General features: G+C 42.4%; 4 protein-coding genes. 2 read left to right on the top strand and 2 right to left on the bottom strand.

What is annotated here, in order from left to right:
• Window positions 1–174 precede the first annotated feature (174 nt).
• Together A3739_RS12575 and A3739_RS12570 are read right to left on the bottom strand one after the other, a co-directional pair.
• On the bottom strand, window positions 175–795 hold the full coding sequence (locus tag A3739_RS12575) for an L-threonylcarbamoyladenylate synthase (RefSeq protein ID WP_068479524.1): 621 nt from the start codon (window positions 793–795) through the stop codon (window positions 175–177).
• A 4-nt stretch (window positions 796–799) separates the two neighbouring features.
• Window positions 800–1,117, bottom strand: coding sequence for a BolA family transcriptional regulator (locus A3739_RS12570; RefSeq protein WP_068479522.1), 318 nt, complete (start codon window positions 1,115–1,117; stop codon window positions 800–802).
• A 294-nt stretch (window positions 1,118–1,411) separates the two neighbouring features.
• Between A3739_RS12570 and A3739_RS12565 the strand changes: the two genes are divergently transcribed.
• Window positions 1,412–2,101 (top strand): response regulator transcription factor, encoded by a 690-nt coding sequence (locus A3739_RS12565; RefSeq protein ID WP_068479520.1) that lies wholly within the window; start codon window positions 1,412–1,414, stop codon window positions 2,099–2,101.
• A gap of 27 nt (window positions 2,102–2,128) precedes the next feature.
• Window positions 2,129–2,670: LysM peptidoglycan-binding domain-containing protein (locus A3739_RS12560; RefSeq protein ID WP_156502562.1), on the top strand; the 542-nt coding region annotated here is incomplete at its 3' end.

Below are 2,670 nucleotides of genomic sequence, written 5' to 3'. Positions count from 1 at the left end.
CCTGGAATATGCGAGCAATGTCAATAAGTTAACGCAAGCATACGGCCAAACAAACAAGGTATTTCAAAGCCTGCTCAGTGAGAAAAATGAATTCAACCAATTAAAAGATATTACCTTGCGCTACCAAAGCCTGTTATCTCAAACCGAATTCAAAAGTGCGAGCGAGGCCTAATTTTATTCAAATGCGAGGGTATCTCCGGCACCTTTGCGCAGAACCATAGCTTGATCATCAGATAGATCAATCACCGAACTAGGCTCGAGACCGCAATAGCCACCATCAATCACAAGATCTAATTGATGCTCTAAAGTCTGACGAATCTCATAAGGATCGGTAAAGGGATATTCTTCACCAGGCAGAATCAAACTTGTACTCATCAACGGAGTCCCAAGTTCTTCTAACAAATCTAATGCAATCTTATTGTCAGGAATACGCAATCCAATTTGTCGACGCTTTGGGTGCATTAAACGTCTCGGCACTTCACTAGTTGCCCGAAGAATAAACGTATACGGCCCTGGTGTATGCGCTTTAATTTGTCTGTACTCACTATTACCAACTTTCGCATAGACAGATATATCACTCAGGTCACGACAAACTAAAGTGAAGTTATGCTTGTCTGTCAGTTGCCTAATAGCTCTAATTTTATCTGCGCCAGCTTTGTTTCCGATTTCACACCCTAATGCGTAAGCAGAATCTGTAGGATAAGCGATGATGCCACCCGACCTTACGATGTCGACAGCCTGTCGGATAAGTCTTGCTTGCGGGTTGTCCGGGTGGATCTGGAAAAACTGGCTCATAAAATCATCCTTTTTTTGAACCGCCCATGCAGTTTGGGGAGGCTAATTGCTTATTATCAAGTTCAGCCCACTCTGTATTGGTGTACAGATGCAATGCCAAAGCGTGAAGACCACTTTGCATTTCGGTATTCACTGCTGAATACACCGCTTGATGACGAGCCACTTTTCGTTTCCCATCAAAGTCATCTGATACCAAGACAAGTTTAAAATGGGTTTCAGAATTTTCTGGCACCGAATGCATATGGCTTTCGTTTTCCAATAGCATATAGTCAATATTGAACGCTTCCGCCAAACTTGTTTTTAACTTCTCTTCTCGGGTCATCACCTATTCCAATGCTCTAAGAGTATCTATTTATACAATGCGCATGCATAGTAATGCGGCAGTGTGATCAATGCCACATTAAACAACTTAAATTAGGGCATAAATCCGTCACTAGTTAGTCTAGATGCTATTAATCCAATGCTTTGTAAAATCCTGATACAAATCAGGGTCGGAAAATTTCAAAAAGCAACTACACTTACGCTGATAAATAAGAAAATACTAGTGGCATGGCAAGTTTCTCGCTTTGCTATTTAATCAAAGAACAGTTTAAGTAAGTCCAAAGTGGGGTTATGAATGAGAATCGCATTACTAGAAGATGAGTTGTCACAAGCCGAAACACTCGTTGCGCAACTCAAAGAAAATGGTCACGACTGTGAGCATTTTGAAACTGGAAAATCCTTTGTGTATTCGGTTCTTCATAATAGCTACGATCTTTTAATTTTGGACTGGCAACTTCCTGACATTGAAGGTACAGAAGTATTACGACAAGTTCGTGCCGAAATGAATTGGCGCGTCCCGGTATTATTCCTAACTCAGCGCGACAGTGAAGCCGATATCATTACAGCGCTTGATGCGGGTGCTGACGACTATTTGGTAAAGCCTGCACGAATTGGTGAGCTGACGGCAAGAATCAACGCGCTGAGCCGTCGATTAGGTACAGAGCAAGCTGAACAAGAAGAGCTAGAAATCGGACCTTACGTCATAAATCTGAGCAAGAGAACAATCATCTCATCTGGAGAGGAAGTCTCGCTTACAGATAAAGACTTCGACCTCGCGGTATTTATGTTCCAAAATATTGGCCGACTTTTGTCTCGCGACTTCTTGCTAGAGCGAGTATGGGGCATCTCTTCAAATATTAATACGCGAACTGTTGATACGCACGTGAGTCGTTTGCGCCGAAAACTTAATATCAAACCAGAGAACGGCTTTAGAATTAAGACTATTTATCAGCACGGCTATCGCCTTGAGCGCGGGGGAGACTAAAAGCTTCACCGCTTAAAGTGTAATACTATGAATGGTCCTGTGCAGTCAGTTCATCACCGTCTAACCCTTATATTCGCAGCAAGTTTTGTTGCGTTAGCGCTTACTTTGACTTCACCAAGTATCAATGCTGAGAGTTATGATGGATATCAAAACCTAGATTGGCACTACACAGTAAGACCAAATGATTCCTTGAAAGACGTGGCTGAGCGTTTGTTGAAACGTCAGTATTCTTGGACATCTATCTCTCATTACAACCGCCTCAAAGACGTTGAAAATCTGCAAGTCGGCTCGATTATTAAAGTCCCTATCTCGTGGCTCAAATACCAACCTCGTCCAGCGAAAATTATTAGCTCTGAAGGCCTAGCTTTAATCAAACGCCGTCAAGAAACACGCTATCATGCGATAAAAAGTAACACTCAGATCTATGTTGGGGATGAACTTTTAACGAGGGATGGGAAAATCACAGTTCAATTTGCTGATAATTCCACCGTCAAGCTTGATCCGCACTCCCACCTAATCTTCAACAAATTAAGCAAGTACGAAGACGTAGGGATGGTAGACACACGCAT

Source organism: Oleiphilus sp. HI0067, assembly GCF_001635735.1.
The sequence above is the reverse complement of the archived record's forward strand: the minus strand, read 5'-3'. Positions and strand labels throughout refer to the sequence as shown.